Origin of the sequence: Leucobacter chinensis (assembly GCF_019049105.1) — a bacterium.
In the GTDB taxonomy this organism is placed as follows: domain Bacteria; phylum Actinomycetota; class Actinomycetes; order Actinomycetales; family Microbacteriaceae; genus Leucobacter_A; species Leucobacter_A chinensis.
This window is the reverse complement of sequence record NZ_JAHQZR010000012.1, coordinates 1-26,466: the sequence shown is the minus strand read 5'-3', so window position 1 is coordinate 26,466 and position 26,466 is coordinate 1. Positions and strand designations below refer to the sequence as shown.

Here is a 26,466-nt window from a genome sequence, read left to right as displayed (position 1 = left end):
CCTGTGAGGAACCCTCAATGAGCATCACCGCCGATCCAACCCACTTCGCCAACCGTCACACCGGCGTGCACGGTGCCGACGCCGAGCACCTGCTGAGCGTCGTTGGCTACGAAACCCTTGACGCCCTGGTCGACACCGCCGTTCCGCGCGATATTCGCATGGACAACGCGCTGCAGTTGCCCTCGGGTCGCACCGAGCCCGAAATTCTCTCAGACCTGCGCGGCTTCGCCTCGCAGAACGTGCTCAAGACCCAGATGATCGGGCAGGGGTTCTACGACACCCATACGCCCCCCGTCATTCTGCGCAACGTGCTCGAGAGCCCCTCGTGGTACACGGCGTACACGCCATACCAGCCTGAGATTTCACAGGGCCGCCTTGAAGCGCTGCTCAACTTCCAGACAATGGTGAGCGACCTCACGGGCCTGCCCATCGCGAATGCCTCGATGCTCGACGAGTCGTCGGCCGCGGCCGAGGCCGTGCTGCTCATGCGCCGTGCGAACAAGGCGAAGGCAACCGCGAAGACGGTGCTCGACGCCAACATCTTCCCGCAGACCCTCGAGGTGATTCGCGGCCGCGCTGAGGCGCTCGATTTCGAGATCGAGATCGTCGATCTGGCCCAGGGCCTTCCCGAGGGCGAGATCTCGGGCATCGTGCTGCAGCAGCCCGGTAACGATGGCAGTGTTGCGGATCACGCCGGCATCATCGCCGAGGCGAAAGAACGCGGCGCGATGGTCACCGTGATCGCCGACCTGCTCTCGCTCACGCTCATCACCTCGCCTGGCGAGCAGGGCGCCGACGTCGCCGTCGGCAACACCCAGCGCTTTGGCGTTCCCCTCTTCTTCGGTGGCCCGCACGCCGCCTACCTCGCGGTGCGCGACGGGCTGACTCGCTCGATGCCGGGCCGCCTCGTCGGTGTCTCATACGACTCAGCCGGTGATGTCGCTTACCGTCTCGCGCTGCAGACGCGCGAGCAGCACATTCGCCGCGAGAAGGCGACGAGTAACATTTGCACCGCGCAGGCGTTGCTCGCGATCACCGCGTCAATGTATGCCGTGTACCACGGCCCGCGGGGGCTCAAGGCCATCGCAGAGCGCACGCACGCACACGCCCGCACGATCGCCGCGTCGCTCACGGCTGCCGGCTTCGAGCTCGCCTCGACCGAGTTCTTCGACACCGTGCTCGTGAAGGCTCCGGGCAAGGCCGCAGAGTTCGTGCGTGCCGCCGAGGTTGCGGGCGTCAACCTGCGCCTCGTGAACGACGACACTGTCGGCATCTCGACCGACGAGACCACAACGCCCGAGCATCTCGACACCGTCGTGCGCGTTTTCGGCGCGAGCCCGGCAGCGGCCGTCGCCGCCGGTGACTACGGTTTCGCGGCTGGCCTCGTGCGCGAGAGCGAATACCTCACGCACCCGATCTTCAACACGGTCAACTCAGAGACGCAGATGATGCGCTACCTGCGCCGCCTCGCAGACCGCGACCTCGCGCTCGACCGCACGATGATTCCGCTCGGTTCGTGCACCATGAAGCTCAACTCGGCAGCCGAGATGGAGTCGATTTCGTGGCCAGAGTTCGCCGGGATCCACCCCTACGTTCCTGCGGAGCAGAGCGCCGGCTGGCGCGCGCTCATCGCCGATCTCGAGTCGCGCCTCATCGAGATCACGGGCTACGACGCTCTCTCGATTCAGCCGAACTCGGGAGCAACGGGTGAGTTTGCAGGGCTGCTCGCGATCCGCCGCTATCACCAGTCGAACGGTGAGACGCAGCGCGACGTGTGCGTCATCCCCGCCTCGGCGCACGGCACGAACGCGGCCTCGGCTGTGCTCGCAGGTATGCGTGTCGTCGTCGTGAAGAACACCGAGACGGGTCTCATTGACATTGCCGATCTCGACGCCAAGATCGAGAAGCACCGCGACGAGCTCGCCGCCATCATGATCACCTACCCCTCGACCTACGGGCTCTACGACGCCGACGTTCGTGAGGTGTGCGAGAAGGTGCACGCCGCTGGCGGGCAGGTGTACATCGACGGCGCTAACATGAATGCGCTCGTTGGCCTCGCGCAGCCCGGCAAGTTCGGTGGCGATGTTTCGCACCTGAACCTGCACAAGACCTTCGCGATTCCCCACGGTGGTGGCGGCCCGGGCGTTGGCCCGATCGGCGTTGCTGAGCACCTCGCGCCCTTCCTGCCCGGCGACCCGACCGGCCGCGTGAGCACACCCGGTGGCACGCCGATCGTCGCGACGCTCTTTGGCTCGGCCGGTGTTCTCCCGATCTCGTACGCCTACATCGCCATGATGGGCGGCGAGGGGCTCACCCACGCGACCAAGACCGCGATTCTCAATGCAAACTACATTTCGAAGCGCCTCGGCGACTCCTTCCCGGTGCTCTTCACGGGCAACGAGGGTCTCGTCGCGCACGAGTGCATTCTCGACCTTCGCGAGCTCACCGCCCAGTCGGGCGTGACCGCTGAAGACGTCGCGAAGCGCCTCATCGACTTCGGTTTTCACGCGCCCACCCTCGCGTTCCCGGTTGCGGGCACGCTCATGGTTGAGCCGACCGAGTCAGAGAGCATTCCCGAGATGGATCGCTTCATCGAGGCGATGATCACCATTCGTGGCGAGATCGACCAGGTCATCGCGGGCGACTTCACGGTTGATGAGTCGCCGCTGCGCCTCGCACCACACACCGCGAAGGCTGTCGTGACCTCTGAGTGGGATCGCAAGTACACGCGAGAGCAGGCCGCTTTCCCTGTCGATTCGCTTCGCGTCGACAAATACTTCGCTCCAGTTGGCCGCATCGACGGTGCGCACGGCGACCGCAACCTCATTTGCAGCTGCCCCGCGCCCGAAGCGTTTGAAAGCTAGGCCAAAGACGGCCCGAAAGGAACCAAGACTATGACATTGAAAAGCACTCCGCTGCACGCGACCCATGAGGCGCTCGGCGCACACTTCACCGACTTCGGTGGTTGGGACATGCCCCTGCGTTATGCCTCGGAGCTCGATGAACACCGCGCCGTACGTGAGGCCGCGGGCATCTTCGATCTCTCGCACATGGGCGAGATCTGGGTCGAAGGCCCCGACGCCGCTCGTTTCTTGAACACCGCCTTCGCCGGCAACTTCGCCGTGACCGCGGTTGGCCGCGCGAAGTACTCGCTCATGCTGCAAGAAGACGGCGGCATCATCGACGACCTCATCGTGTACCGCATGGGCGAGGAGCGCTACCTCGTCGTGCCGAATGCGGGCAACGCTCCCGTGGTTTCGGCTGAGCTTACGGCGCGTGCTGAAGGCTTCGACGTGACGCTCACCGACGCCTCGGCCGACACCGCGCTCGTCGCGGTGCAGGGCCCGGCCTCGGTTGCCGTGCTCACCGAGGTCATGGCCGACGTTGAGGCGATGCGTGAGATGAAGTACTACTCGGCCATCGAGGCGAACGCTGCCGGCATCGATGTACTGCTCGCACGCACCGGCTACACCGGCGAAGACGGCTTCGAGCTGTACGTCACGAACGACAAGGCCGAGGCGCTCTGGAGCGCGCTCATGGAGGCCGGCGAAGCTCACGGCATCACGCCCTGCGGTCTCGCCTCACGCGACTCGCTGCGCCTCGAAGCTGGCATGCCGCTCTACGGGAATGAGCTCAGCCGTGAGGTTGTTCCCGCGCAGGCTGGTCTTGGCCCCGTCGTCTCGTTCAAGAAGGAAGAAAACTTCGTTGGTCGCAGCGCGATCGAGAACGCCGCCGCGCCCGAGCGCGTGCTCGTCGGGCTCAAAGGCCTTGGCCGTCGTGCAGGCCGTAGCGGTTACGATGTCGTTTCTGAGGGAGAGGTTGTGGGCACCGTCACGAGCGGCCTGCCAAGCCCGACGCTCGGGTACCCGGTCGCGCTTGCGTACATCTCGCGCGACCTCGCCGAGCCCGGCACGAAGCTCGACATCGATCTGCGAGGCAAGCCGCAGCCCTTCGAGGTTGTTGCGTTGCCGTTCTATAAGCGCGCATAACCCGCACACTTCATATCCTTTTACCCAATCGTAGAGAAAGAGAAACCATGACCCAGAACCTTCCCGAAAACCTTCGCTACAGCGCTGAGCACGAGTGGATCGACGAGGCCTCACCCGCCAACATCGGCATCACACGCCACGCTGCAGACGCGCTTGGCGAGGTCGTTTACGTCGAACTGCCAGAGGTCGGCGACGAGGTGACCGCTGGCGAGGTGTGCGGCGAGATCGAATCGACGAAGTCGGTTTCAGAGCTCTTCTCGCCCGTGACCGGCAAGGTCATCGCGATCAACGAAGCCCTTGAAGACGAGCCCGGCCTCGTCAACGAAGACCCCTACGCGAACTGGCTCTTCCAGGTTGAGGTTGCGAGCGAAGGTCCGCTGCTCTCGGCTTCAGAGTACGAAGCGCAGCTCTAACGAGCACCCAGAGGCCGGGGTGTACATCGCCCCGGCCTTTTTCTTTTCAGATTCAGATTCCCTAATGACAGCGAGGTGAGGGACCATGGCAATTAGCGTGTTTGACCTTTTCAAAGTGGGCATCGGCCCATCGAGCTCGCACACGGTCGGCCCAATGCGAGCAGCGCAAACGTTCGCCCAGCATCTTGAGAGCAAAGGCGCTCTCGAAACCACCACAGCAATCGCCGTTGATTTGTACGGCTCACTTGCCGCGACCGGCGCGGGCCACGGCACCTTCACCGCCGTGATGCTCGGCCTTGAAGGCTACGCCCCCGATACCGTGCTGCCCGACGAGGTCGAAGCCGCCCTCGAACGCATGCAGCAGACCGGGGTCGTGCGGCTCGGCGACAGGGTCGCCCCAGCACCGGCACTCGTTGACTTTCGCATCGAAGACATGACGCAGAGGCCGCTCACCGTGCTGCCTTTTCACACGAACGGCATGACCTTCAAAGCCTTCGATGAGCGCGGAGAGACCCTGCTCGACGAAACCTACTTCTCGGTCGGCGGCGGCTTCATCGTGCGCGAAGGCACCGAAGACGTCGTGGCTGACCGCCTTGAAGAGGCCGTGAACGAAAAGCCCTTCCCGTTTACCACCGGGGCTGAGCTGCTCGAGCACTGCGAGCGCAACGACATGACCTTCGCGAGCGTCATGCTCGCCAACGAGCTCGTAAAGCGTGACGAGACCGAGGTGCGCGAGGGCCTCAGCCACATTTGGCGCGTCATGGAGGGCTGCAAGGACGCGGCGCTCACGCGCACCGGCGTGCTGCCCGGCGGCCTGAACGTGCGTCGCCGCGCACCCGAATGGCACCGCAAACTCTCAGAGAGCGATCCCGACCGCAACCCGATCTTCTGGCAGGAGTGGGTCAACCTTGTCGCCCTCGCCGTCAACGAAGAGAACGCAACGGGTGGCCGTGTCGTGACCGCCCCGACGAACGGCGCCGCCGGCATCATTCCCGCAGTGCTCTTTTACGCCACCCACTACACGCCGGGCGCACGAACCTGGACCGAAGAAGAGAAACAGGCCGTGATTGCAGACTTCTTGCTCGCGGCCGGAGCCGTTGGTGTGCTGTACAAGGAGCAGGCCTCGATCTCGGGGGCCGAGGTAGGCTGCCAGGGCGAGGTCGGATCAGCCTCATCGATGGCAGCAGCGGGCCTTGCCCAGGTGCTCGGCGGATCACCGCAGCAGGTCGAAAATGCGGCCGAGATCGCAATGGAACACAATCTTGGGCTCACCTGCGACCCGATCGGTGGGCTCGTGCAGATCCCGTGCATCGAACGCAACGCGATTGCCGCTTCGAAGGCAATCAACGCCGCAAAGATGGCCCTCATGGGCGACGGCGAGCACCACGTCACCCTCGATGAGGTCATCATCACGATGCGCGAGACGGGCAAGGACATGTCGTCGAAGTACAAGGAAACGGCGATGGGCGGCCTCGCGGTCAACGTTATTGAGTGTTAGGGGGCCGGGCCTGGCTGGGGCAGGGTCTGGCTGGCTCCGGGCCCAGGCTATGGCTCGGATTTGGGTCAGGAGAGCTTGACTCGCGAAATTGTTTGCACTTTTCGGTAGTTTTCGCCCGTTTCGGGCCCAAAAGTGCAAACAATTTCGTGGTGCAGGGGTTGGCTGGGCTGATACGTGGGTCTGGCAGGAATATCTGCCGGGAAACCTAGGCATACAGGTAGGCCGGGGGCGCGGCAAGCGTGCCACCACCCCAGGGTCTCAGCGAAAGGGGATGACAGACGGCGCAAAGCGCCGCCGCCCTTTTCAGGCGCCAAGGCGCCGCTCCGTGGCACCGCACGCGCATCTGCCGAGCGTGCGCCAGCCACGTGCCTACGCGGAGAGCGCGTTTGCAACGCGCCCATACCGAGAGCGCGCCAGCCGCACACCTACGCCGCGAGCGCGCCCATAACCGCCTGGCTCATGGCAGCGATCTCATCGTCACGGCGGGCAGGGTTGACCCACTCGAGGTGTTCAATCTCGGCGTCGGGGCCTGCGAAGTCAATGAGGGGGTGCGCGAAGACATGACCCTCGACCTCGAAACCCGCCTCGTTTGCGGCGGGGGCGCGGAAGGTGCCGACCTCGGTGAGGTGTTCGGGGCTGAGCGATCCACCGAGTTCTTCAGCAAACTCACGCATGGCGGCCGCAGCGAACGATTCGCCGGGTTCTGGTTTACCACCGGGCAGCATGAGTTTTGACGTGCCGCGTTTGCGCACGTGCAGGATGTTTCCGTCGGCGTTGTGCATGACGATTGCGCTCACGATGATGCGCTGGCTCACGGGTTTTTCTCCTTTGCAGAACCGCCGGGGTGGCGGGTCAGGTTGATGGGCTGGGCTAGCGGTCGGCGGGCTCGGACGGCTCAGCAGCCTCGGCCAGCAGCGCCGCCGGGTCCTGGAAGGCTGTCTTCGGGACGAAGAACAGCAGCGCGGCCGCGATGAGGGCGGTGACGCCGCAGATGATCCACACGGTGAGGTAGCCGGTGAAGGAGCCAGCGGTACCGCCCGAGGTTCCGCTGATGAGGGCGATGCCGAACATGGCAGAGGCGATTGCGCCGCCGACGGTCTTGACTGAGTTCGTGAGACCGGTGGCAACACCCGTTTGCGTTGGTGGCGCGGCTGCGGCTGCGGCCGAAGGGAGGGCCGCGACGAGGGCGCCCGAGCCGATGCCCGCGATGAACATGTTCGTCGTCACCTGCAGGTAGCTCGAGTGCAGCGGAACGAAGAGCAGGTAGCCAACGCCGACGAAGCAGGCCGCGATAATGAGGGTGTTGCGTGGGGTGATCGCCCGCGCAACCTTCGGGAATACCAGTGCGCCCACGATCATGCCGATGAGGTACATGCCGATGAGTAGTGAGGTCGCGAAGCCAGCAGTGCCGAGCCCGTAGCCGTACACGGTCGGATCGGTGCGGGCGTAGGTTGAGAGCGGGGCCTGCGCGCCGAGCACGCTCACGCCAAAGAGACCGGCGGTGAGAAACACGGGGGCGAGGCTCGGTGAGCGGAACATGCGCACGTCAATGAGCGGATCATCCTTGCGCAGTTCGACAAGAACGAAGGGCACGATAAGGAGCACGCCGAGCAGTGTCACCGCCCAAGCTGCGAGGCTATCGGGACCATTCAGACGCAGCAGGCTGAGCCCGCCGGTGAATGCGATAAGGGCGAGGCTGATGAGCACGAGGCCCTGGAAGTCGAGCACCCCACCGGTCTTGGCAGGCGATTCTTTCACGCCGAAGAACACGACAACGAAGCACGCGACAACGAGTAAGCCCGGGATGAGTAGCACCCACATGAGTGGCAACGAGTCGATGAGCATGCCACCGACGAGCGCCCCGATGATGGCGCCACCCTCGAGGGCAGCGACGAGCAGGCCCGCCGCCTTTGCTGTGAGCAGCGAAGAACCCTCGGTGCCGCGCGTGCGCGACCAGATCAGAGCGATCTCGAGGGGCAACCAAACGACATAGAAACCCTGCAGGGCCCATGCCGCGAGGAATAGCCAGAACGAATCTGTGAACGGCAAAGCAAGCGTCGCAATCGCGGTAATGGCGGTCGACCACAGCAGCATACGCTTGTGGCCAACCATGTCGCCGAGTTTTGCGAAGGCAGGCACGACGAGGGCCGACAGCATGAGCTGCGAGCCCTCGAGCCAGTTCACGTCGGCATCATTGACGCCCAGATGCCTGGCAATATCGGTGAGCATGGGGGTGTAATAGCCCTGAATCACGCCCGACGTAAACTCTACGAAGGCGAGAAACCCGACAACACCGGCGAGTGCTCCTAGCGTGATTCGTGACTTTTGCATTACAGCCCCTTGATGAGAGATCGGTGGAACACTTCGCCGCGCTCGAGCTCGGCGACCTCAACCTGCTCGTCAACCGCGTGGATCGTCGCGCGTTGCGCCGCAGTCATTTTGAGCGGCGCGAAGCGATAAACGGCGGGGGCGAAGCGGTGAAACCAGCGTGAGTCGGTTGCGGCCATAACGAGGTAAGGCACTGGCTGCGTGCCGGGGTGTGAGACGCCTATGGCTTGCTCGATCAACGCAAACTGCTCGTTATCGGTGGCCGACTCGGGCGATGGGTCGCTGCCCTCAACGAGTTCGACCGTGATGAGCGGATCGCGCACCTGCGCACGCACGCGGCGCACGGTGCCCTCGACGGTCTCGCCGAGAGCGATGCGCAGGTTGATGATCGCACTCGCTGCCGAAGGCAGAACGTTGTGGGCTGTGCCACCCGAGAGCATGGTTGGCGAGATCGTGGTGCGCACCATGGCGGCCATCTCACCGCCCGCAGCGGTGAGTACGCGTGCCGCCACCTTCGGGTGCGCCGCGAGCTGGCGAAGCGGGGCTGCGAAGCGAGCGGGGGCCTTGCGGGCGAAGGCCTCAAGCATACGAATAACGCCTTCTGGAGCGCGCGAGGCGAAGGTGCTCGGCTGCAAACGGTTGACCGCTCGGGTGACCCGGCTCACTGCGGTGAGTCCCTTCGGCGTCGAGGCGTGACCGCCCTGGCTGAACGCCGAGAGACGAACCGTCGCGATGCCCTTCTCGGCGACACCGATCATGGCTGCGTCGCCCTCAAGGAACGGCAGGGGAGGGTCAACGACAGCGCCGCCCTCGTCGATCACGAGCCAGGGGGTGACCCCGCGTTCGTGAAGAGTTTGCGAGATGACCTTGGCCGCGTTGCCGTGCACCTCTTCGTCGCCGCCGAATGAGAGGTAGATACTGCGGCGGGGCGTGAAGCCTGATGCGAGCAGATTCTCGACCGCATCGAGCACGACCACAAGAGGGCCCTTGTCGTCGAGCGCACCGCGACCGTACACCCAGCCGTCGGTGATGCGCCCCTCGAAGGGCGGGTACGTCCAGTCATCATTCTCATCGACGGGCACAACATCGTAGTGCGCCATGAGCACGGCGGGGTCGAGTGACTCGTCACTGCCCTGCCAAAAGTAGAGGAGCCCCAGGTCGGTGATTTTTTCGCGGCTCAGTTTTTCGTGCACGAGTGGGTAGAGCTCTGCAATGAGCGCCTCAAACGCTTCGAACGGTTCAAGGCCACGTGTCTCACGTTCTGCCGAGACCGTGGGCAGTTGAATCATCGCCGAGAGGCGATCTGCGATACCGGGCCTTGGGGTCAGATCTTTCTCCATGCGATAACGCTATCGCATGGAACGGGTGCGTGCGGCACCGCTGTTGATACCCTCTCAAACCGTTGGGACGAGAGACCTGCAGCGTGGGTTAGACCGTGCGGTGCGACTCTTGCGAGCCCGCGATGAAGCCGAGCACGGCGCCGATAACGCCGTAGGCTGCGGCGATGATCCACGACACTCCCATGTCAATGGCGGCTGCCACGGCAACGGCCAGGAGCAGCAACTCGATCATGCTCTGGGCGAAGCGGTCAACGCCCTTGAGAGCGGGCCTCGGTGAAAGGAACAGAGCCCAAAGGAGAACTGAGAGTACGAGCGCGCCAATGCCAAAGGCGATGCCTGGCATGGGGAGATTCCAGGCCGTAAAACCCCATACGGTAACGGCAATGACCGCGATGAGGTGCCACACCGAACGGGTGGTGAACACGATCGCGTGTAAGCGCTGAGTTTGAGGTACGGTTTCGATCACGAAATGAAGTGTATCCCTTGCATCGGAGTGGATTCTGAGAGTGGTGGCCTGTAGGCGTTGGCTAGCGGAAGATGACGGTTCGGTCGCCGTCGAGCAGCACGCGGCGTTCGGCAAACCACTGCACTGCGCGGCGAAGGGTGCGTGCCTCTTCATCCTGTCCCAGTTGCATGAGCTGCTCAGGCGAATAGCCGTGATCGACGCGGGCCACGTCCTGCTCGATGATGGGTCCCTCGTCGAGATCGGTCGTCACGTAATGGGCTGTCGCGCCCACGAGCTTTACGCCACGTTCGTGTGCCTGGCGGTACGGGTTGGCACCCTTGAAGCCGGGTAGGAATGAGTGATGAATGTTGATCGCCCGGCCCGAGAGGAACTCGCAGAGTTCGGGCGAAAGAATCTGCATGTAGCGGGCGAGCACCACGAGTTCGATGTCGTGCTCTGCGACGACCTCGCGCACGCGATTCTCGAAGGCTTGCTTCTCGGCAGCGTTGGTCACGGGCCGTGACTCGAAGGGAGCGCCGTAGAACTCGCTGATATCACGGGGTGTCTCGTGGTTTGCGAGCACGAGGGGAACCTCGATGGGAAGGGTGCCGCCGTGTTTACGGAAGAGGAGGTCGTTCACGCAGTGCGTTGCCTTCGACGCGAGAATGAGCGTGCGCACGGGGCGGCCGACGGCGTCTAGGGCCCAATCCATCGAGAAATGATCGGCGACCTTGGTGATAGCGCTACGAAAACGCTCTTCAAACGAGTCGGCTGCCTCGGTCGCCTCAACCTGCAGACGCATGAAAAACTTGCCGGTGTCATGGCTCGCAAACTGCTGGCTTTCAAGGATGTTGCCTTTGGCCTGAACGACCGCTCCGCTGATGTCGTGCACGATGCCCGGACCGTCAACGCACGAAAACGTGAGCACCCACTCGGTCGGGGTGTGCGAGTGGGCAGCGGCGGGGCGGGGGGCATCGGTTGAAGCGTTCACCCGACCTATTGTAGACACCGAGCGTAAACGGCCCGCATATAGCAGCCCGTCGCGGGCTTAGGTATGATTGTTGTGGTCGTGACTGGCGTATAGATGGATACCATCGGGGAGCGACTATACCGATGAAATAAAGGCCGCTCGCCTGGGTCAGTGAACCTCGTACTGTTGCGAGAAAACTATAAGGAGGAACCTGGTGTCAAACCAGCCCGATTTCATGAATGACGCCCTCTCGGTCGTAGACCCGGAAATTGCGAAGGTACTTGAGCAGGAGCTCGGTCGCCAGCGCGATACCCTCGAGATGATCGCGAGCGAGAACTTCGTGCCTCGCGCCGTGCTCGAGAGCCAAGGGTCTGTGCTCACGAACAAGTACGCCGAGGGTTACCCCGGTCGCCGCTACTACGGTGGTTGCGAATACGTTGACGTTGCTGAGAACCTCGCGCGCGACCGCGCAAAGGAGCTCTACGGTGCGAAGTACGCAAACGTGCAGCCCCACTCGGGTGCATCGGCTAACGCCGCAGTGCTCTCGTCAATCGCCGAGCCAGGCGACACCATTCTCGGCCTCGAACTCGCTCATGGCGGCCACCTCACGCACGGCATGCCCCTGAACTTCTCGGGCAAGCTCTACAACGTCGTCTCGTACGAGGTTGACCCCGAGACGCTGCTCATTGACATGGCCGTGGTGCGCAAGCAGGCCATCGAGCACAAGCCCAAGGTCATCATCGCAGGCTGGTCGGCATACCCCCGCCAGCTCGACTTCGCCGAGTTCCGAGCGATCGCCGACGAGGTTGGCGCGACGCTCTGGGTCGACATGGCGCACTTCGCAGGCCTCGTTGCCGCTGGCCTGCATCCGAACCCCGTGCCATACGCCGACGTTGTTTCGTCGACCGTGCACAAGACCATCGGCGGCCCCCGCTCAGGCTTTATTCTCACGAACGACCTCGATCTCTTCAAGAAGATCAACTCGAGCGTGTTCCCCGGCCAGCAGGGCGGCCCGCTCATGCACGTGATCGCAGCGAAGGCAACCGCTTTCAAGATCGCCGCTTCGCCAGAGTTCAAGAACCGTCAGGAGCGCACCCTGTCGGGCGCGAAGATCTTGGCGGATCGCCTCAGCCAGCCCGACATGAAGCAGGCCGGTGTCGACCTGCTCACCGGTGGTACCGATGTGCACCTCGTGCTCGTCGACCTGCGCAACTCAGAGATGGACGGCCAGCAGGCAGAAGACGCGCTGCACGAGGTCGGCATCACCGTGAACCGTAACTCGGTGCCCTTCGATCCGCGCCCACCAATGGTGACCAGCGGCCTGCGCATCGGCACCCCGGCCCTCGCGACCCGCGGCTTCGGCGATGCCGAGTTCACCGAGGTTGCCGACATCATCGCCGAGGCGCTCAAGCCGGGCGCTGACAAGGCGGCGCTCGCTGCCCGCGTGCAGAAGCTCGTCGAGGCATTCCCGCTCTACACCGGCCTCGAGAACTGGTAGCCCGCGTGAGCGCGAACCTGCTCAACGGAACGGCTGCAGCAGCAGCGATCAAGCACGAACTTACCGACAGGGTTGCGGCGCTCGCCGAACGCGGAGTCACCCCTGGGCTCGCCACCGTCTTGGTTGGCGAAGACCCGGGGTCTCAGTGGTACGTCGCGGGCAAGCATCGCGACTGTGCTGAGGTGGGTATCTCGTCGATCCGCAAAGATTTGCCCGAGAACGTCACGCAGGAGCAGCTTGAGGCCGTCATTGACGAGCTCAACGCTGACCCCGCGTGCACCGGGTACATCGTGCAGCTGCCACTGCCGAAGCACATCGACACCGACCGCGTGCTCGAACGCATCGACCCCGAAAAAGACGCCGACGGCCTGCACCCGACTAACCTCGGGCGGCTCGTGCTCAACGCCAACACCGAGATCACCTCGCCGCTGCCCTGCACTCCGCGCGGTGTGATCGAACTCGTTGAGCGCAACGGCATCAGCTGGGCGGGCAAGAACGTCGTCGTCGTGGGTCGCGGCATCACGGTCGGTCGTCCGATCGGCCCGCTGCTCACCCGCCGCGAGTACAACGCGACCGTGACCCTCACGCACACCGGCACCACGAACCTGCCAGAGCTCTTGCGTGCCGCCGACGTGATCGTTGCAGCCGCGGGTGCCGAGGGCATCGTGCGAGCCGAAGACGTGAAGCCCGGTGCGATCGTGCTTGATGTTGGCGTATCGCGCCGCGTTGATCCCGAAACCGGCAAGAGCCGCGTGGTCGGCGATGTCGCGCCAGAGGTCGCCGATGTTGCCGGTTGGGTCTCGCCGAACCCAGGTGGCGTTGGCCCGATGACGCGTGCGCTGCTGCTCAAGAACGTCGTCGAGATGGCCGAGCGGCAGACCGCCTAAGCGGTATTATCAGCGGATCTCTCGCCGCTCACCGCGCCGAATACACACTCGGTTTTTGCTGAGCGGCGAGAGCCTGTAAGATACTCGGTGGGCCTATAGCTCAGTAGGTAGAGCATCGGACTTTTAATCCGCGGGTCGCCGGTTCGAGCCCGGCTGGGCCCACATCAGAGAAACCCCTGGTTCTTCGGAACCGGGGGTTTCTTCGTTCTATCGCCGGTAGTCAATGTTTTATTCAGCAGGGAACTTCGTGGAGCCGAGGAAAGAATCTCGGAACGACTATCTTTGTGGCTTGGGTATGGACAAGGTCACCGGACGTTCTTCAGCGCGCGCGTTCCCGGGTGTCGAAATACTGGTCATCACAGCGCGGCTCCCGCGAGCCATCAATATTCACGGTGTCATACGGCGTGGAAGGGAAAGAAAGTAGCCCACTGGTTGTTCTTACCATGGCTGAGGTTGATAGGTATCTTTATCGTTGGTGGCATTCAGCGATCTGGCGCTCTTGCTCGTCAACGGGGAAGGGTGAGTATTTCTGCTCCATCGTCGGTGATAGCGATAGTATGTTCGCTGTGTGCTGTGCGTGCGCCTGTTGCGCTGCGAAGTGTCCAACCATCCCTGGGATCAGTTATGAGTTGGTCCGTGTCTTGCATGACCCAGGGTTCTAACGCGAGTAATAAGCCTGGGCGGAGTTTGTAGCCTCGCCCAGGGCGACCGTTGTTTGCGACGTGCGGATCCTGGTGCATGGTTGAGCCGATGCCGTGACCGCCGTATTCCATGTTGATGAGGTAGCCGGCATCGGTGAGCGACTTCCCAATCACAGAGGAAAGGTCGCCTAGCCGGGCTCCTGGACGTGCTGCTTTAATAGCAGCGGCAAGGGCCTCTTCGGTGGCGGTAATCATTGCCTCATCTTCGGGGGCGCGTTTGGTGCCGACTATGAAACTGATCGCAGCATCAGATGCGACGCCGTCCTTCTTTACGGCAAGATCGAGAGTGACAAGGTCGCCGTTTTCTAGAGCGTAATCATGGGGCATGCCGTGAAGCACTGCGTCATTGACTGCGGTGCAGAGATAATGCCCAAATGGGCCGCTCCCGAAGGACGGCGCGTAGTCGACATAGCAAGAGGTCGCCCCGGCGTCGTGGATCATCTTTTTTGCCCACTCGTCAAGTTCCAGAAGGTTTGTGCCGACCTGGCTCTGGCTTTTCAGAGTGTGCAGTGTGTTGCCAACAAGACGTCCGGTGACCCGTGCGCGTTCTATCTGGGTGGGGCTTAAGATTTCGATCATCCGATCGGTTCCTTTCTAAAAACCAATAACTATCCCGGTAATCATATAGCGGTATTACTATTGGTTGCATGGTTAGATTGCCGCTCACGGTGAAAGATATTCGACAGGGAGAACGTCTTGGAGCGTTGCTGCGTCGTGCGCGCGGAGGGCGTTCACGGCTAGATGTTGCGCTCGAAGCAGGCGTTTCACCTGAGACGTTAAGGAAAATAGAATCAGGCCGTGTCGCGACGCCATCGTTTCCCACTGTCGCAGCGATTGCCGACGTTCTGGGGCTTTCTCTCGATCGTATTTGGGCAGAAATTGAAAGTGACCGATTAGATTCAGCTTGTGCGCTGGGCTGAGGCCGTGAACGGCCACTCGTTTCCGTACTCAGGGTAGAGGATAATTTCGTGCAGTCTGCCTTCGCGGGCCCTTGCCACCAGGGAGATCACATCTTCCGGAGAGTGGGACGGGGGATACAAGAGCTGTTTGCCGTTGAAAGGGTCGGTTGTCTTTTTCCAGGTCTCATCTGGAGTCGGCAGGTGAATGAAGTCATGCTTTGACCTTCTTCTGCACCTCCAAAACCTGTTCCGCATTCTCGTAGACAACCATCGCTGCAAGACCAGCGTCAAGCGTCTCCTGCTGGGTCTAGAATCAACCCAGGCAGTTATGAGGTCATGCACCAAGATCTCGGAGGAAGATATCTCAGAAGCATAGAGATGCTTCTGTCGTTTAAGAACCTCTCGGTCCACCTTCATCTCGCATCTGTGTTTTTGGCGCCTGTCATAATCTTAGGCAATTCTGTTCTCTGATCGACAGAACGAGCTGAACTATTTTTCGGAGTGACGTCTCTACCCAACTGAAATTTATGGTGTCGGTTGATCTGGCCTGCAGTCTTCGTCTTCAAACAAGGTCGCACTGACTACAGATTAAAGTCTTCGTTATTGAACGGGCAAGAAAGAAAACTGTGACCGTTGTTTACAGATTTGCCTGCTATCGATGTGTGAATATGGTGCAAGTGGGCCGTGGCTGAACTTTTGTTGTTTATTCAGGTCGTTTCAGGGGGATTGACTGTGAACATCGCCAAAAAGATTTGAGCTAATGGGCCGATTAAAAAGGCAAACACGAGTGTGCCAAGACCGACCGCTGCGCCCAAGAGCCAGCCCACTGATACGACAACGACTTCCAGCCCAGTCCGAACCACCCACAACGGAGCCCTAGTTATTCGCTGAAGACCTGTCATGAGCCCGTCGCGTGGCCCTGAGCCAAATCTAGACCCGATGTACAGCCCCGTGGCAAGTGCAATAAGAATAAGCCCCGCGGAAAAGTAGCCGACACTAATAATCAAAGAATGAGCTGGAGGGATTAGCGTAAGGCCGAGGTCTGCAGTGGGGCCAACAAGGAATGCGTTTAAAACCGTACCTACGCCAGGCCTCTCTTTGAGAGGGAACCATAGTAAGAGAACCGCGGCACTGACAACGATATTTGCTACTCCAAAGCTCAGTGGTATGTGGCGGATGATCCCTAAGTTGAGTACATCCCATGGGGCAGCGCCGTGGTTGGCAGACACCATGAACGAGATACCGATCCCATAGGCAAACAATCCAAGCAATAACTGGACGCTACGTCGAAAGATTTTGGGTGGAAAATTCATAATTTCGTGAGCCCTAGTGGTTCGTTCGCTGACGTCACATCTTCGACACAAGCTACGATTCTTCGATCGAATGGGTATGCGGGTGCCGTGTTGTGAACATACTCGACACCCGCTTGAACCGTTGGTGCGGTGAACCTATGTGTATAGCCTAGAATCTTGAGTTAACCGCATCGGCAGAAGAGCGCACTGAACCCCTTGAAACTACAAAGTAGAATCCGCCTCCGACCAGAATTCCTACAGGCCAAGTGAACGGTGTGCTGAAGGCCAATGCAGGGACCACCGTCATCGCGACAGTTAAAGCCCCAGACACGACGATTGCAGCGACTGCCTTCAAGTTGTAGCCGCCTGTGTACCAGTACTCTCCCTGTTCACTATCGTCAAACAGTGCGGCCGTGTTCAACTTTTTACCACGAATGAGGTAGTAGTCGACCATGAGGATTCCGAAAAGGGGGCCCATAAGAGCACCCACACCACCGACGAGTTGATTGACAATCACTGGACTGGAAAAAAGGTTCCATGGCGTGATGACAATAGAGACCACAGCGATCACAATGCCTGCTGTCTTAAATGAAAACCGGCGGGGCCATACCTGCAGAATGTCATAAATCGGTGCAACAAAGTTGTAGATCACGTTGATACCAGCTGTCGCAAACGCGATTGCAATCAAAGCGACGAGCAAGGCAGTTACATTATCCAAATCATAGAGAAGCGTTACAGGATCACTGATGACTTCACCATGCACTTTTAAAGCAGCGAGGGCAATGACAATTGAAATGACACCGAATGCTGTGGCATTAACGAGAAGCCCAAGAAAGTTCCCCTTCTTGACCATCGAAGCTGTTGGTGCGTTTCGAGAGAAATCGGCGAAGTTTAGTGTGGGCCCGGCAAAGTAAGCCACCAGAATAAAAGCCGCAGCCGTAAAACCGAGAACGCCACCACTACCCTCAATTGCACGATATGTGAAGTCGATTGACCATTCCGCTCGGTTGAGCATCCACACGGCAAGAACGATCATTGCGATCCAAATGATGGGCCCGGCAAAATCAGAGAGCTTGCGAACCGTCTCTAACCCGTTCGCAAGCGCTAGCACTTGGGCCACAGAGAGGAGCAGGAAGCATGCCCACCCTAGGGCTGAGAGCCCGAGGAAGCTTACCTCTGTCCATGCTTCAGCTCCCGGTAGCAGCTTAAGGAGGAGAATCATAACTGCCTGTGAAGCAAGATACGTCTGCACCCCGTACCAGAAGACGCCCACCACTCCGCGAAGAATCGCGGGAATATTTGCGCCTCGGGTGCCGAAGCTGGCACGTGAGAAGACGGGGAACGGGACCTTTTCGCGCTGTCCGGCTACACCGCTGAGATTGCTTGCTAGGTAGATAATGAAGACCCCGATAATAAACCCAATAATTACCTGCCAAGCTGCGAGGCCAGTAGCGAATAAACCGATAGCGACGGTATATCCTGCGAGGCTGTGCCAGCCTGACATCCACCATGCAAAGAGATTCCAAGTCTTCCAAGTACCAGAAGCGGATTCGGGGGAAAGATCGGGATTATAGTTTTTTGACGTACTGTCAATTTGGTGAGACATCATTGTTTCCTGCTCCGTTATGTGAGACTTTATTGTTGGTATTGACCTGGGATCCGGCCTAATATCCTGCTCGTTGTAGATATTTTCCGTTCCCCACCTGTCCAACGAACTGGCCGTCAGCGGCGACAAGTTTTCCACGAGAGAATACTTTTTTGATCTCTCCCGGTAGACTCCAACCTTCATAGAGGGTGTAGTCGATGTTCTGAAATTGGGACCCAGCCGATATCTGTGTTACTCCCTGCGGGTCAAGCACTACGACATCAGCATCGGCGCCTACTCCGAGATGTCCCTTTTGGGGGTACAATCCGAACTGCTGAGCCGGGAAAGTTGATGTGATTTCCACGAACTTTTCAATGGTGATCTTTCTCTCGGCGACGCCTTTGCCATAAACAACCGACATGCGGTGTTCGACGCCGGGACCACCGTTAGGGATCGAGCGGAAGTCGGCGCCTACCAAGCGCTGTTTATCTTCGAAGCAAAAAGGGCAGTGGTCTGAACTGACAACACTCAGAGCGCCAGAATTGAGTCCTCGCCACAGCGCCTCTCGGTGCTCAAACGTTCTCAGAGGCGGTGTGAGTACAGCTTTGGCGGGCTCAAAGCCAGGTTCATCGTAGATTGCTCGATCTAGCGTGAGGTAATGTGTGCAGGTTTCGGCTGAGACTGGCATTCCTACTGACCTAGCTCTCGCTACAGCTTCGACTGACCCCTCAGTGGTGAGGTGCACGAAATACAGTGGTGCTTCAGCCATATCCGCGATTCGGATCGCACGTTCAACTGCTTCAATCTCTGTTTTTGGTGGACGTGCAAGCTCATGATATCCAGGTCCTGTTTTGCCTTGAGCGACGAGCTCTTCAGCAATCCGGTCGATCACATCTCCGTTTTCGGCGTGAACGCAAACTTGGCTGCCAGCTTTGCTCGCGCCTTTCAACACGTCGTACATCTGGCCGTCATTCAGCATCAAAGTGCCACGGTATGCCATGAAGATTTTGAGGCTACTGACACCTTCCTGCCGCAAGACAGGCAGCTCATCAATTGCACCGTCATATAGATCTGTGATGCACATGTGCATTCCATAGTCGATCGCTGCCTTGTGCTTAGCTTTCTCCCGGTGAACCTGTAGAGAGTCCAGGAGGGTACTGCCCGGTGTTTGCATCGCGAAATCAACGATGGTGGTGGTGCCACCCATTGCAGCGGCAATCGTGCCAGACTCAAAGTCATCGGCTGTTGTTGTACCCATCAAAGGTGAGTCAAGATGCGTGTGCACGTCGACTCCGCCTGGCAGGAGCAGCATGCCCGTGCAATCTATGCGCTGAATGTCGCCTTCTGAGAGGTGCGAGAAGTTTCCAACCGCAGTGATTTCACCATCTTTGATGAGGATGTCTGTCAGAGTCTGCCCGCTCACATCGACAACGGTTCCTCCGTGAAGCAGTGTGTAAGTCATGTCAACGATTTCTTTCTCTTAAGAATTGAAACCAGGAACAGGGAGCGGCTCGCCTCGCCCGATCCGGTCAATGATGATTGAGTAATGCTCTGGGCGTCGGTGCGCAGAGAAGTCAAAGACGCTATCTCGGAATGACTGTGCGTAGTCAAGATCTATGCTGGCAAAGACAACCTCGTCCTCGTCGCTCTGCGCACGTGCCACTATCTCGCCGCTGGGAGACGCGATTGCCGATCCGCCGATCATATACACGCCATCTTCTGTATTGCTCTTCCCAGCCGCTGCGACCCACACGGCATTTTGGTATGCGCCAGCACGTATCGACAGCAGGTGTGACTCCATTTTGGTGTGTGGTTCTTCCTGCCAGCCAGGTACATCCATAGGAGTGTTGTAACCGAGTAAGACCAGTTCGGCACCTTGAAGGCTTAACGCCCGGTATACCTCTGGCCAGCGTCGGTCATTACACAGAGCCATGCCGATCTTGAGTCCCTGCGATTCGAATACGCCAAACCCTAGGTCGCCTACTTCGAAATACTTTTTCTCGAGATGCTGGTATGCGAGCTCAGATTTGTTGTCACTATGACCGGGGAGGTGAATCTTGCGGTATTTACCGGTAATTCGCCCAGTGTCATCAACAAGTATTGATGTGTTGTAATGGTGCCCGTCACTCGTAAGCTCCGCGTACCCGAGATAGAAACCTACTCCCAACTCGGCTGCAGTTTCAAAGAGGGGCGCTGTCTCTGCACTTGGCATCTCTGTTTCAAAATAGCTGTCGATGGTTTCCTGATCGTCAAACCAGTACCGAGACATAAAGGTGGTAAGAGTGAGTTCGGGGAATACTACAAGATCAGCACCACGGGCATGAGCGCTACGCATGAGTGAAACTAGGCGCTGAACTACCTCTGCACGAGAATCTTCGGGTTGGATACCGCCAACCTGCACCACACATAGACCAAAGGTACGCTTTGACATTTGTTCTCCTAACTTGTTCGTCATTGAATAGTTTTTGAAGAACGGCCAGAAAATGCCTGCCCTTCGAGGCATCAGCCTAGTTCGCAACGGAAAACGAATGTTTATGAAAAACAAGTAAAAGCATTCTCTTTTTTGTAAAATTTAACAATAATATCTGTTATGAGTGCTATCAACGTTATGCGGCTCCCGAAGTCGTTGAGCTTAGGGGAACTGCTTGACGTGCTCCAACAGTGGCCTGGGCTCACCGTAGCGGCAGCTTCAGCGAATAAACAGATCACTTCGCTGCTTATCGATCTCACCCCTGTTCAAACCCAGAACGATCTTTGGCAACTCCACGAGAAGGCACAGTCATCTGGAGTTCAAGCTATTCTCACGGTCGATCTCAATGGGCATGCCGTTTCAGTTGCACGTGCTTTGCAACTACCGGTTCTCTCATTGCAGCCGGGGGCTTCGCAAAGCGAAATTCACACTATCCTTCACCAACTTGGAGACGTCGATTCTCGGTCTGATTCCCCTATTTTTACGGAGGAGCTTGCTCTCGAACGAGTGGCAACAATTGCTGACCGTGCCGTTGAGCTTTTAGGAGGTCACATTCTCGTAGAGGATGAGGAGTTTCGGGTTCTTGCCTATTCGCAAATTATGGGTGATATAGATGAAGCGCGAAAGCAAGCAATTCTGCACCGCCAGTTACCCTCGGTATATCAACACATTTTTAATAGCCAGGGGGTTCAAGCAAGTCTGCTGAGCGGCGTAGACGTTATCCAAACAGAGGCTGTTCCTGAACATGGCCTCGGACCGCGGCTCGTGATATCAATACGCAGGAATCAGCGTCTTGTAGGCACTATCTGGTTTGCACGAGACACTCCCTATGATTCACGAGATATCGAAGAGCTTCAGAAGACAGCTGACCAACTGAGCGTCAATATTGTCGAGGCACTTCGGGCTCGTAGAGATGAACGCATTCGCCACGATGATGCGCTCTATAACCTTCTTTACGGAGTAAGTATTCCGGAAGCTAGCAATACTCTTGAAACTAGTACCATCAATTTCCGGAGACCGGCTCACGTGATCACGATCAAGCCTATTCGTTTCGATGGGGATAGAGCCTTGTCGATAGAAACATCTGGGCTCCGTGTTCTCGCTGAGATTACTTCTCGGTCGGCGCACGCCGATGTTCTTACAGCGATGACACAAGAAGTGCTTTACCTTGTGCATTTCGGGTGTGCAGACGGAGGATCCTGTGAAGGCTTAGCTTCTCTGCTGCTCGCTCAGCAACTTGCGACATCACTCGGCAGAATCAACGTTCAAGCTGCGATAGTGGTAGGTAAGCATGCCGCAGACCACACCAGTCTCAAAGAGTCTCGGCTGAGTGCTGATCGAGTGGTGAACGTGTTGAGTACTGAGCAACGAACAACCACTCTGACTGTAGGCCAGGCGTGGGCAGAACTGACGATTGATTTTTTTCTAGGGAACGCGGTAAACGCACCGGATTTCCTTCCAACACAACTCCAAACACACATCACGAGAGATTCTGAGCAGGATAGAGAGCTCTTCAGAACCGTGAAGACTGCTTTGGACTATTGGACGAATCTTGCTTATGCGGCCGACGTTCTTGAAGTTCATCAGAACACCATTAGATATCGGCTTAAAAAATTCCAACAGGTCTACGGCATCGATCTCCAGACGCCAAAGTCAAGACTGGCGTTGTGGATGGTCTTCGAAAAATGCTATACATGAACGCGTAAGGTGTGATGTTATGAGCAGTAAGCAGCGGTCGGGTTGCGTCAGGCTCGATTATCGGATTGACAGCACGGAAGTTTTTCGCATCTACGGCGGGTACGCGAAACTACTTACCTTTTCTTAGGCTGCTCGCCTTTGCTAGGGTCACACACATGGACAAGATGATTCCTGATGTCCCGCGCAGTGGCAAGAAAGTGACTCGCAACGCTGCGATGCTCTTTCTGTGGGCAATGATCGCGTTCTTTACGACGAGCCGTATGGAGGCAGGGCCCCTGCACTTCGTCGTCATGGTGTCAGCCTTTTTGCTCCTCGCTTTCTCTGTATTTGAGGTGGTGCAGTGGGCCTGGCGAAGAAAGCCGCAACGTGATTGAGTCTTGAGGTCGCGTTGATGGCTCGACATCGTTGGGTGGTGCTGGGTGAGGCCTGGCGCGGTCTGATGCAGTTCATACAGGGGCATATCCATCCCACCTAGCGTCACACAGCGGGATGAGGAACCCAAGAATTGCTTGCCCAAAAAGCCGCCACGACCTACCCTGGAGAAGGGCTCGAAGAAGAAGCGCGGCAGGCGGTAGAAGACGACACATGGTAGTGAACGAGATACGACCCCTGCTCGAGTTTGATCGGGTCTCTCGAAGCTTCGTTACCGCGGGGCGTACGGTTACTGCGGTGAAGGAGGTTTCTTTTTCGGTGGAGCGGGGCCAGGTACTCGCACTGCTCGGGCCTAACGGAGCTGGCAAGACGACGTGCATCAAGATGGCAGCAACGTTGCTTGTGCAGAGCAGCGGAGACGTTCGCGTCGATGGTATTGACGCGGCGAACGACCCATATGAAGCTCGCAAACTCCTGGGCCTTGTGTTGGGTGGTGAACGTGGCTTTTATCTGAGGGCGTCGGCCCTCGATAATCTGAACTTCTTTGCAGAGCTCCAAGGAGTGCGCGGCGCTCGCCGCAACGTGGCGATTCGTGAAGCACTCGAACGCGTAGGGCTCGCCGATCGTGCCACAGACCGGGTCGAAACGTATTCACGCGGCATGCGGCAGAGGCTGCATATTGCTCGAGCCATTGTCGCCAAGCCGAGAGTGCTCTTGCTTGATGAGCCCTCGATCGGTCTTGACCCCGTCAGCGCACGAGAGCTTCGTGAGCTCGTGACTGACCTGCGTGATTCAGGGGTCGCCATCGTGCTGACAACGCATTACATGCATGAAGCCGAAGCGCTTGCCGACACCATCACGGTTATTGACCGAGGCGCGGTGATCGTCGAGGGAGACGCCTCAGCAGTTGCACACGCGGCAGGCATCGGGCCCATCTCATCGGCGAGACTTGCACGAGTTGATGAGAGGCTTCGCGCGCGGCTTCTGCAGCTGCCCGAGGTGATGGGGGTCACCTATGATTCACGCGGCGGTACCGCGACGATCGATGTGCGATGGGCCGATACCCCGAATCATTCTGCACTGAACGAGGTGCTTCAACACGAACACCTCATTGGTGCGGTGTTTGACCGCCGGGCAACACTCGAAGAGTCATACCTCGCACTCGTGGGGGCGAACGATGCAGCGTGACACGAGCCATGTTTCGGGGCAAGGGGGCGTTCGCGCGATACTCGCCATGACACGCTTTCACCTGAAGCAGCTCCTGCGCACCCCCTTCTTCGTGCAAACAGCGCTCTTAACCCCGGTGAGCTTTGCGCTCCTGAAGTGGCTGGGTGCCGCAGGTTCTGGTGTTCCCGTGCAACAGAGTTTGTGGGTTGATACTGTCGTCGCAGGTTTGTGGGCCAGCACAACGACCGCAGTCGGTATCATCGGGTTCCAACGGTTTCAAGGAACGCTTGAACATCTCGCTTCAAGCGTTCTCCCGCCCGGCCAGGTTTTCGGAGCGCTCACGGCCGCTGCCGCTGGACTGGGGCTTCTTGGGGTTCCGCTCGCGGTAGCGGTGCAACTGTTGGCCACGGGCAGCGTGCAAGTCAACGCGAGATTCGTCATGACGATTGTGCTCTCGGGTCTCGCCTGCGCTGCTTCAGCTGGTGTGCTCGCCTCACTCTTCGTGCTCACTCGTCGCGCCACCGCGTTCGAGCCGTTGCTACTCATGCCCATTTGGCTGCTCTCGGGCGTCGTGATACCTGCCCAGGTACTGCCAGCATCGGCACAAGTCGTGGCCTGGCTGCACCCGCTTTCGGGCGCAGTGAGGGTGACGCACGCCGAGACATCGACCGAGGCAATCGTGAGCGCCTGCGTGTCGATCGCCACTTCACTCATCTGGTTGTTGGTCGCTCGGCGCCTTTTGGTCGCCGCCACGCGGAGAGCCCGAATCGATGCAACGTTGAGCCTGTCATGACTAGTGCACGATTGATGCTGACATCGGCAAAGCTCGCTTTCCTCTCCCTCCCAGAGGCCGGCTCGTGGTTGCTCGTGATCGTACGCATCGTCTTGATCCCCATCGCGAGCGGTGTCTTTTATTTGGCGATGTCGTCGGGCGGCACCGGCGTCATGACGCCTGCCAACGGGCTCACAGCAGCCGTTGCGGTTGGTGCGCTGACAAGCTCGGTCGCGGCCGCGACGCTCGTTGCAACCGATCGCTTTGAAGGCACACTCGCGCTTCTTGTCATCGCGCCACGGGCGCAGGCACCCGTGTGGATCGGACGCCTCTTAGTCGTACTCGGCATCGGCCTCGCGACCTCGCTCGTCGCGGCAACAGTGACGCTCCTGATCACCGCGCCCGGCTTTGGCTTTGCTAACGCGGGCCCGGTTCTCGTAGGGCTGCTCGCCGCGACGGTGAGCTCAATCGGGCTGGGGCAGTGCACTGGCGCATTGAGTCTGAAACTTCAAGATGCTTTTCTCCTGCCAAACTTTGCCGAGTACCTGTTGCCGCTGCTGTGCGGGGTCGTCGCGCCGGTAACGGTGCTGCCGCTGCCGTTGCAGTGGCTTGCGCAGGCGTTTCCACTGACGCACGTCACGACAGCGATGCGCGAAACAGCGGAGTTTGGGGCAACCACAACATTCTGGAGCGCGCTGCTCGTGTCGCTGCTCGTCGGTGCCGCATGGCTCGCATTGTCGGTTGTGGTGTGGAAGTCACTTGAGCGTGCGGCGCGCCGCGATGGCAGCTTCGAGACGTTGCCGGGTGTTTGATCGGCTTGAGCGCCCCTAAGCCTTGAGTAGCTGCCGCACGACCTCTGCAGCCGCGGGGCCGTCGAGAGCGGGCATGTTGGCCCAGGATCCGCCGCCGATGATGGCCTCAACCGTGGGAACCCAAACCGTCGTGGTCGTGGCCCCGGCAACCGCCGAGCCGAGGTCGAGCGAGAAGGCGATGCCGTCGTGCTGCGTGATCCACTCGGCTTCGACGACTGAGCCGCCCTCAACGTTTTCAATCATGCTGGTGTCTGGTTTTTCACTGCCCGGCTCGACCGGCGTGAGGCTCACTGAGACCACGCGAATGTTGGCGAGATCGGTCTCGCCCTCGGCCGTCTCCCAGAGGCAATGCACGCCCCACTCATCGACACCGTTGTCATCGGCGGGAACGAGCCCCTCGATGTATCGCGAGACAACTGCCTCAACCTGGTCGCACGACGTGATGTGAGCGATCGACGCGCCGTCGGTCGGCGCGTCATTCACGGCTTCGTCGGTGACAGTTTCGTTTGCCTGGTCGCGAGGTTCGGAGTCGTCGGTCACGGTCGGGTCGCCCGAGCAGCCGGCGATGAGAAGCAGTGTGCTGGCGGTGGCGAGCAAGGTGAGAGCTGTGCGCATACCGATCATTATAAAAGGTTGGCGAAGGCTCTTGAGGCAACGAGGAAGGCCCCGAAGCAGAACCGCGTGAGGATGGGGGAATACGCGGGCTTCGGGGCCAGGAACTCAGAACCTTAGTTCTGAGCTTTGTTCCGGATATCTCCGGAACAAATCGTGTTTGCTAGTCGAGGCTTCGCTCTCGTCGTGCAAACAAGGCAGTTGCTACACCGCTGAGCAGCAAGAGAGCCGCAGCAGCCGTGACCCAGAATGGGAAGCCAGCGCCGCCCGTTGTCGCCAGGTCGTCGGTTACGGGAACCTTGGGAACCGGCTTAGGGGTGGTTGGTGCTGGAGGTGCTGGGGTGACGGTGGTGTCGCAGTCGGTGGCTTTGAGCTGGTAGCTCCAGGTTGCGGTGCCGTCGTCGTTTGCGGTCCAGCCTTCTGGCAGGGTTCCGAATACGTGACCCTTGTCGAGCGTTGCGGTGATGGTTGCGATGTGCTCGTCGTTGGTGGTGACATCGCTGTAGGTGATGCCGTTACCGTTGTCGGGTTGTGTGACGGTTTCCCAGATGGTGGTTCCCTCGGTGTCAACGGTGCATTCTGCGGGGTTGATGGTGGGGGTGTTTGGGGTGACGGTGGTGTCGCAGTCGGTGGCTTTGAGTTGGTAGCTCCAGGTTGCGGTGCCGTCGTCGTTTGCGGTCCAGCCTTCTGGCAGGGTTCCGAATACGTGACCCTTGTC

General features: G+C 59.4%; 24 protein-coding genes, 1 tRNA gene and 1 riboswitch. Of the genes, 13 read left to right on the top strand and 12 right to left on the bottom strand.

Annotated elements, in window-relative coordinates:
• Positions 1–17 precede the first annotated feature (17 nt).
• From gcvP to KTJ78_RS10700, 4 genes are all read left to right on the top strand, one after another.
• On the top strand, positions 18–2,864 hold the full coding sequence (gcvP, locus tag KTJ78_RS10715; protein ID WP_217135585.1) for an aminomethyl-transferring glycine dehydrogenase: 2,847 nt from the start codon (positions 18–20) through the stop codon (positions 2,862–2,864).
• Positions 2,865–2,894: 30 nt separating this feature from the next.
• On the top strand, positions 2,895–3,989 hold the full coding sequence (gene gcvT, locus KTJ78_RS10710) for a glycine cleavage system aminomethyltransferase GcvT (RefSeq protein ID WP_217135576.1): 1,095 nt from the start codon (positions 2,895–2,897) through the stop codon (positions 3,987–3,989).
• Positions 3,990–4,036: 47 nt separating this feature from the next.
• Positions 4,037–4,402 carry a glycine cleavage system protein GcvH gene (gene gcvH / locus KTJ78_RS10705; RefSeq protein WP_217135574.1) on the top strand — a complete coding sequence of 122 codons (366 nt, stop codon included), beginning with the start codon at positions 4,037–4,039 and terminating at the stop codon, positions 4,400–4,402.
• Positions 4,403–4,487: 85 nt separating this feature from the next.
• The gene (locus KTJ78_RS10700; RefSeq protein ID WP_217135572.1) at positions 4,488–5,900 is read left to right on the top strand and encodes an L-serine ammonia-lyase; all 1,413 of its coding nucleotides are present in this window, start codon (positions 4,488–4,490) and stop codon (positions 5,898–5,900) included.
• 425 nt (positions 5,901–6,325) lie between these two features.
• Here KTJ78_RS10700 and KTJ78_RS10695 read toward each other — a convergent pair whose 3' ends face one another.
• The 5 genes from KTJ78_RS10695 to purU form a co-directional block, all read right to left on the bottom strand.
• Positions 6,326–6,715: an NUDIX hydrolase gene (locus KTJ78_RS10695; protein WP_369808072.1), complete on the bottom strand. Its 390-nt coding sequence runs from the start codon at positions 6,713–6,715 to the stop codon at positions 6,326–6,328.
• A 55-nt stretch (positions 6,716–6,770) separates the two neighbouring features.
• Positions 6,771–8,231 (bottom strand): MFS transporter, encoded by a 1,461-nt coding sequence (locus KTJ78_RS10690; RefSeq protein WP_217135570.1) that lies wholly within the window; start codon positions 8,229–8,231, stop codon positions 6,771–6,773.
• Positions 8,231–9,568 (bottom strand): M20/M25/M40 family metallo-hydrolase, encoded by a 1,338-nt coding sequence (locus tag KTJ78_RS10685; protein ID WP_217135568.1) that lies wholly within the window; start codon positions 9,566–9,568, stop codon positions 8,231–8,233. The genes KTJ78_RS10690 and KTJ78_RS10685 overlap by 1 nt, the downstream gene beginning before the upstream one ends.
• 88 nt (positions 9,569–9,656) lie before the next feature.
• Positions 9,657–10,034 (bottom strand): DUF2568 domain-containing protein, encoded by a 378-nt coding sequence (locus KTJ78_RS13815; RefSeq protein ID WP_217135566.1) that lies wholly within the window; start codon positions 10,032–10,034, stop codon positions 9,657–9,659.
• A 61-nt stretch (positions 10,035–10,095) separates the two neighbouring features.
• Positions 10,096–11,004 (bottom strand): formyltetrahydrofolate deformylase, encoded by a 909-nt coding sequence (gene purU, locus KTJ78_RS10675; RefSeq protein ID WP_217135564.1) that lies wholly within the window; start codon positions 11,002–11,004, stop codon positions 10,096–10,098.
• A 68-nt stretch (positions 11,005–11,072) separates the two neighbouring features.
• Positions 11,073–11,159, top strand: a riboswitch (ZMP/ZTP riboswitch).
• Between the two features lie 59 nt (positions 11,160–11,218).
• Here purU and glyA point away from each other — a divergent pair.
• From glyA to KTJ78_RS10660, 3 genes are all read left to right on the top strand, one after another.
• The gene (glyA, locus tag KTJ78_RS10670; protein ID WP_217135740.1) at positions 11,219–12,481 is read left to right on the top strand and encodes a serine hydroxymethyltransferase; all 1,263 of its coding nucleotides are present in this window, start codon (positions 11,219–11,221) and stop codon (positions 12,479–12,481) included.
• Positions 12,482–12,486: 5 nt separating this feature from the next.
• Complete coding sequence (locus tag KTJ78_RS10665; protein ID WP_217135562.1) at positions 12,487–13,368, top strand: bifunctional methylenetetrahydrofolate dehydrogenase/methenyltetrahydrofolate cyclohydrolase; 882 nt, start codon at positions 12,487–12,489, stop codon at positions 13,366–13,368.
• An 89-nt stretch (positions 13,369–13,457) separates the two neighbouring features.
• Positions 13,458–13,530, top strand: a tRNA-Lys gene (locus tag KTJ78_RS10660).
• A 344-nt stretch (positions 13,531–13,874) separates the two neighbouring features.
• Here KTJ78_RS10660 and map read toward each other — a convergent pair.
• Positions 13,875–14,648 (bottom strand): type I methionyl aminopeptidase, encoded by a 774-nt coding sequence (map, locus tag KTJ78_RS10655; protein ID WP_217135560.1) that lies wholly within the window; start codon positions 14,646–14,648, stop codon positions 13,875–13,877.
• A 68-nt stretch (positions 14,649–14,716) separates the two neighbouring features.
• Here map and KTJ78_RS10650 point away from each other — a divergent pair, with 68 nt between their 5' ends.
• Positions 14,717–14,989 carry a helix-turn-helix transcriptional regulator gene (locus tag KTJ78_RS10650; RefSeq protein ID WP_217135558.1) on the top strand — a complete coding sequence of 91 codons (273 nt, stop codon included), beginning with the start codon at positions 14,717–14,719 and terminating at the stop codon, positions 14,987–14,989.
• 686 nt (positions 14,990–15,675) lie between these two features.
• Here the strand turns inward: KTJ78_RS10650 and yczE are convergent.
• The 4 genes from yczE to KTJ78_RS10635 form a co-directional block, all read right to left on the bottom strand.
• Positions 15,676–16,281 (bottom strand): membrane protein YczE, encoded by a 606-nt coding sequence (yczE, locus tag KTJ78_RS14055; RefSeq protein WP_440137392.1) that lies wholly within the window; start codon positions 16,279–16,281, stop codon positions 15,676–15,678.
• Positions 16,282–16,429: 148 nt separating this feature from the next.
• The gene (locus KTJ78_RS10645) at positions 16,430–17,866 is read right to left on the bottom strand and encodes an NCS1 family nucleobase:cation symporter-1 (protein WP_217135556.1); all 1,437 of its coding nucleotides are present in this window, start codon (positions 17,864–17,866) and stop codon (positions 16,430–16,432) included.
• Positions 17,867–17,924: 58 nt separating this feature from the next.
• On the bottom strand, positions 17,925–19,307 hold the full coding sequence (hydA, locus tag KTJ78_RS10640; RefSeq protein WP_217135554.1) for a dihydropyrimidinase: 1,383 nt from the start codon (positions 19,305–19,307) through the stop codon (positions 17,925–17,927).
• 18 nt (positions 19,308–19,325) lie between these two features.
• Entirely contained in the window at positions 19,326–20,276 is a 951-nt protein-coding gene (locus tag KTJ78_RS10635) for an N-carbamoyl-D-amino-acid hydrolase (RefSeq protein WP_217135546.1), read from the bottom strand.
• A 159-nt stretch (positions 20,277–20,435) separates the two neighbouring features.
• Between KTJ78_RS10635 and KTJ78_RS10630 the strand changes: the two genes are divergently transcribed.
• The 5 genes from KTJ78_RS10630 (at position 20,436) to KTJ78_RS10610 (ending at position 25,136) form a co-directional block, all read left to right on the top strand.
• Positions 20,436–22,013 (top strand): PucR family transcriptional regulator, encoded by a 1,578-nt coding sequence (locus tag KTJ78_RS10630; RefSeq protein ID WP_217135544.1) that lies wholly within the window; start codon positions 20,436–20,438, stop codon positions 22,011–22,013.
• Between the two features lie 155 nt (positions 22,014–22,168).
• Positions 22,169–22,387, top strand: a complete 219-nt coding sequence (locus tag KTJ78_RS10625) for a hypothetical protein (protein ID WP_217135542.1) — start codon at positions 22,169–22,171, stop codon at positions 22,385–22,387.
• A 211-nt stretch (positions 22,388–22,598) separates the two neighbouring features.
• Positions 22,599–23,573: an ABC transporter ATP-binding protein gene (locus KTJ78_RS10620; RefSeq protein WP_217135540.1), complete on the top strand. Its 975-nt coding sequence runs from the start codon at positions 22,599–22,601 to the stop codon at positions 23,571–23,573.
• 46 nt (positions 23,574–23,619) lie between these two features.
• Positions 23,620–24,345 carry an ABC transporter permease gene (locus KTJ78_RS10615; protein ID WP_217135538.1) on the top strand — a complete coding sequence of 242 codons (726 nt, stop codon included), beginning with the start codon at positions 23,620–23,622 and terminating at the stop codon, positions 24,343–24,345.
• A complete protein-coding gene (locus KTJ78_RS10610; protein ID WP_217135536.1) occupies positions 24,342–25,136 on the top strand; it encodes an ABC transporter permease in 795 nt (264 codons plus the stop codon). The genes KTJ78_RS10615 and KTJ78_RS10610 overlap by 4 nt, the downstream gene beginning before the upstream one ends.
• A 15-nt stretch (positions 25,137–25,151) precedes the next feature.
• Here KTJ78_RS10610 and KTJ78_RS10605 read toward each other — a convergent pair whose 3' ends face one another.
• Positions 25,152–25,751 (bottom strand): hypothetical protein, encoded by a 600-nt coding sequence (locus tag KTJ78_RS10605; RefSeq protein ID WP_217135534.1) that lies wholly within the window; start codon positions 25,749–25,751, stop codon positions 25,152–25,154.
• 160 nt (positions 25,752–25,911) lie between these two features.
• Positions 25,912–26,466: hypothetical protein (locus KTJ78_RS10600; protein ID WP_217135532.1), on the bottom strand; the 555-nt coding region annotated here is incomplete at its 5' end.